The sequence below is a fragment of the Bradyrhizobium sp. P2_E8 genome (genome assembly GCF_056403875.1).
In genome coordinates, this window is record NZ_JBFUES010000639.1 from 1 (window position 1) to 4,476 (window position 4,476).

The window sequence follows — 4,476 nt, forward strand, 5'->3', positions numbered from 1 at the left end:
GCCAGGGATCGAGCGCGGTGGCATGGGTCGCGACGTTGATGGCGTGGGTGGCGCCGAGCTTCTCGGCGACCGCGAGCGGGGCGTCGGCGACATCGGTCACCACGATCTCGGCGGCGCCGCCGAAACGCGAGACCAGGATCATCAGTGCACCGATCGGGCCGCAGCCGGTGATCAGCACGCGCTTGCCGAGCAGGGGACCCGCCTGCTTGCCGGCATGAAGGCATACCGCGAGCGGTTCGGCGACCGCGGCCTCGGCCAGCGACAGCTTGTCCGCGATCGGCACGGCCTGCGTCGCATCGACCGTGAGGAACTCACGGAAACCGCCCTGCACATGGGGAAAGCGCATCGCGCTGCCGAGGAAGCGCATGTCGAGGCACTGGTTGCGCATGCCTTCCTGGCAATGCAGGCACTGGCCGCACGGCTTGCTCGGATTGACCGCGACGCGCGTGCCCGGCTTCACGCTGGTGACGCCGTCACCGACGGCCGCGACCACGCCGGCGATCTCATGGCCCAGCGCCATCGGCTGCTGGATGCGCACGACGCCGAAGCCGCCGTGGTGATAGTAATGCAGGTCCGAGCCGCAGATGCCGCCATTGGCGATCTTGACGCGGACCTCRCCCGGGCCGGGTGCCGGATCGGGGCAGCTGTCGATCCGCAGGTCTTTCGGGGCGTGAATGACGACGGCGCGCATGGGCTCGCTCCTCAATATGCTTCGCGGGTCACATCGCGGCGATCATGCCGCCATCGACATAGATGATCTGGCCGTTGACGTAAGTGGAGGCGTCCGACGCCAGGAAGATCGCCGCGCCCACCAGCTCGTCCGGCCGGCCCCAGCGCTTCGAGGGAATGCGGCCCATCAGCCAGTTGTTGAAATCGGTGTTGTTGACCAGGGCCTCGTTCATGTCGGTGAGCATGTAGCCGGGGCCGATCGCATTGGCCTGGATGCCGTGCTGGGCCCATTCCACCGCCATCGAGCGGGTCAGGTTCTTGATGCCGCCCTTGGCGGCGGTGTAGGGCGCGATGGTGGGACGCGCGAGCTCGCTGCCGAGCGAGCCGATATTGATGATCTTGCCGTGCTTGCGCGGGATCATGCGCTTGGCCGCCTCGCGGCCGATGACGAAGGCGCTGGTGAGGTTGGTCTCGATCACCTTGCGCCATTCGTCGGTGGTGAACTCGACCAGCGGCTTGCGGTGCTGGATGCCGGCATTGTTGACGACGATGTCGACGGCAATGCCTTGCCTGTCGAAGTCGTTGAAGGCGGCGACGATCGCCGGCTCGTCCGTCACGTTGAAGGCTGCGCCCTCGGCCTGATGCCCGGCGGCGCGAAACTCGGCGACGGCCTGTTCGACGCGCTTGGGATCGACGCCGTTGATGATCAGCCTGGCGCCGGCCTTGGCCATGCCCTCGGCGATGGCGCGGCCGAGCCCGCGGGATGAACCGGTCACGAGCGCGGTGTGGCCGGAAAGGTCGAAAAGGGCGGTGCTCATCTTAAGAAATCCTTAGACGTTGGAACGGCGCACGGTGAGATCGCTGCGGTCGAATACCGCAGGCAGGAGGTCGACGCCAAGGCCGGGGCCTTCCATCGGGAAGACATAACCGTCCTTGATAACAGGCATTGTGGTGACGAGTTCATTGTACCAGCCCTTGTAGAAGGCGCGCACCGATTCCTGGATCAGCGTGTTGGGCTGGCTGAACGACATGTGGATGGCGGCGATGAAGCCGATCGGGCCGATGCAATCATGAGGAGCAAACGGCCGGTGATAGGTCTCCGCCATCGCCGCGATCTTGCGGCCCTCGGTGAGGCCGCCGGTCCAGCACAGATCCGCCATCACCACATGCATGGCGTCGCGGTCGAGCATGTCCTTGTAGGGGAAGCGCGAGCCCAGCGTCTCGCTGGCGCAGACCCAGACGTCGGTCGAGCGCGCATATTCGGCGAGCGCCTGCGGCGAGTTCATGCGGATCGGGTCTTCGTACCAGGTCGGCTTGTAGGGCTCGAGCGCGCGCGCGATCTGCTTGGCGGTCGGCAGGTTCCAGAGCGAATGGAGCTCGACCATGATCTCCATCTTGTCGCCGACGGCTTTCCGGATCTTCTCGAACGGTTCGATCGCCCGCTTCATCYGCGCCGCGGTGATGTAGAGGCCCTTGTTCTCCTGGGCCGCGGGATCGAACGGCCAGATCTTCATCGCTGAGATGCCGCTCTCCAGAAGGCTTTCGGCAAGCGCGTCGGCGTGGTGCATGAAGCCGTCGAGATCTTCGTAGGGACCCTTGGAGGCGCCGAGATTCCAGTTGGCGACCGGGCTGATATTGGTGGAGCGGACATATTGCGTGCCGGCGCAGGTGTTGTAGATGCGCTGCTTGTCGCGGCAGAGGCCGCCGAGCATCTGGTGCACCGGCTGATTGCAGACCTTGCCGAACAGGTCCCATAGCGCGATGTCGATCGCGGACGCCGCGCGGTATTCGACGCCCGTCGAGGACTGCGCCATCGGCAGGTTCAGCATGTCGCGATGGATCGCCTCGATGTGCAGGGGATTGCGGCCGAGCAGGCGGCCGGCAAACGTATCGTGGATCTGCGCTTCGACCGCGCCCGCGCCATAGAAGGTTTCGCCGAGACCGATCATGCCCGTGTCGGTGTGGACGCGCACCCAGATGACGTTGGAAAATTCCTCGGTGCGCAGCGTCTCGATCGACGTGATCTTCACGGCAACAATCCTCCCATCACAGGCGCCTCGCGCCTCAAGTCTCATTTCGCACTGCAACATGTTGCAGGTCGCGCGGAAGTCTTACGCCTGCTTGTAATATATCACAACATGTTTTAAGGGTGCCACAAATAGGGCGCCACCCAGCAATGAGAGCGCGGCTGACAGGAGGACGACATGGCACGGCGCAAGCGCGCGCTCGAGGTGGTGAGAAACGAGGACGACGGCGAGGGCAAGCCCTCCCGGCGCAACCGGCTCAACTTCTTCGAGCTGGCTTACCAGAGGATCGAAGAGCTCCTCGTCCACTGCGAGCTCAAGCCCGGACAATTCATGACGATGCTGGAATTGCAGCAGATCACCGGCTTCGGTCGCACACCGGTGCATCATGCCGTCAATCGTCTGTCCGCCGACACGCTCATCATCATCCGTCCGCGCCACGGCCTGCACATCGCGCCGATCGATCTTGCGCGCGAGCGGATGCTGCTGGCCTTGCGCCGCGACATGGAGCGCTTTGTCGTCCGGCTCGCGGCCGATCGCGCCAGCCTGTCGCACCGCAATCAGGCGCTGCACATCGAGCGCCTGCTGCGCGAGCGCCGCGCCAGCCTGACCCTCGACGAATTCAACCACATCGACCGCCGCATCGACGCGCTGGTGCTGGAGGCTGCCGGCGAGCCGTTCCTGGTGCACACGCTGCGGCCGCTGCACACGCTGTACCGGCGCATCGGCTACATCCACCACCGCTTCATGCCGGGCCAGGCCGATCTTTCCGGCACGATCGACCATCATCTCGCCATTCTCGCAGCCGTCGCCAGCCGCCGCGTCGATGACGCCGTAAAGGCGAGCGATGCGCTGATCGACTACATGGGCGAGATGTTCACGGGCATGGAGGCGGGGATCGATCCGCGCCTGCTCGACTGCAGCATCGAGCCGCTGCTCGGCGCGTAAGAGAGTTTTGAAGAGAGGACCAAACATGTCGACGATGGCCATGCCACAACCGACCGCGAGCGAAGCCGCGGTCCGCTACCTGATCACGAATTACAGTCCAAAGGGTAACAAGGTCGGCTGGCTGATGATGGCCTCGATCCTGGTCGAAGCCTGGGATCTCTATTCGATCGCCTTCGTGCTGATCTTCATCAAGGAGCAGTACAATCCCGATCCGCTGATGCTGGGCCTCGCCGCGGCCGGCACGCAGGGCGGCGCCCTGATCGGCGCGCTGCTCGGCGGCTGGCTCTCCGACAAGATCGGCCGCCGCGTCATGTTCCTGGTGACGATGGTGCTGTTCATCGTGCTGGCGCTGGCGCAGGCCTTCGTGCCGAACGTCACCTGGCTCATCGTGATCCGCTTCCTGCTCGGCATTCCGCTCGGCTCGGATATTTCGACCGGCTACACCTACATCATGGAATCCATGGCCAAGGGCGAGCGCGAGGTCATGGGCAACCGCTGGCAGTTCATGTTCGCGGTCGGCGAGGTGCTGACCATCGGCGTTATCGTGATCTTCCTGCTGATCGACATGCAGCACGAGATGCTGTGGCGGGTGACGCTCGGCCTCGGCGCGGTGCCGGCGCTGATCATCCTGATCATGCGTCATGACGTGCCGGAGACGGCGGTGTGGCTGGTGCAGAAGGGACGCTACCGCGAGGCCAAGCAGGTCGCGCGCGAGATGTTCAATGACAATCTCGACATGCTGCCGAACCATGACGTGGAGGTGCCGAAGGTCAGCACCCGCGCCTTCCTCGCCGACCTCAAGCAGGATCCGATCCGCTGGCGAGCGACTGTCTAC

The 4,476-nt window shown here is 64.6% G+C and carries 5 protein-coding genes; 2 read left to right on the forward strand and 3 right to left on the reverse strand.

Going from position 1 to position 4,476, the window contains the following annotated elements:
• The 3 genes from AC1D00_RS28485 to AC1D00_RS28495 all read right to left on the reverse strand — a co-directional run.
• Window positions 1-691 (reverse strand): L-idonate 5-dehydrogenase (locus tag AC1D00_RS28485; protein WP_477012953.1); only part of this gene is annotated, 691 nt, incomplete at its 3' end.
• A gap of 28 nt (window positions 692-719) precedes the next feature.
• A complete protein-coding gene (locus AC1D00_RS28490; RefSeq protein ID WP_027549299.1) occupies window positions 720-1,487 on the reverse strand; it encodes an SDR family oxidoreductase in 768 nt (255 codons plus the stop codon).
• A gap of 12 nt (window positions 1,488-1,499) precedes the next feature.
• Window positions 1,500-2,699, reverse strand: a complete 1,200-nt coding sequence (locus tag AC1D00_RS28495) for a mandelate racemase/muconate lactonizing enzyme family protein (RefSeq protein ID WP_477012954.1) — start codon at window positions 2,697-2,699, stop codon at window positions 1,500-1,502.
• Between the two features lie 174 nt (window positions 2,700-2,873).
• Between AC1D00_RS28495 and AC1D00_RS28500 the strand changes: the two genes are divergently transcribed.
• Window positions 2,874-3,641 carry a GntR family transcriptional regulator gene (locus AC1D00_RS28500; RefSeq protein WP_135177314.1) on the forward strand — a complete coding sequence of 256 codons (768 nt, stop codon included), beginning with the start codon at window positions 2,874-2,876 and terminating at the stop codon, window positions 3,639-3,641.
• 25 nt (window positions 3,642-3,666) lie between these two features.
• A partial coding sequence (locus tag AC1D00_RS28505; RefSeq protein ID WP_477012955.1) for an MFS transporter occupies window positions 3,667-4,476 on the forward strand: 810 nt, incomplete at its 3' end.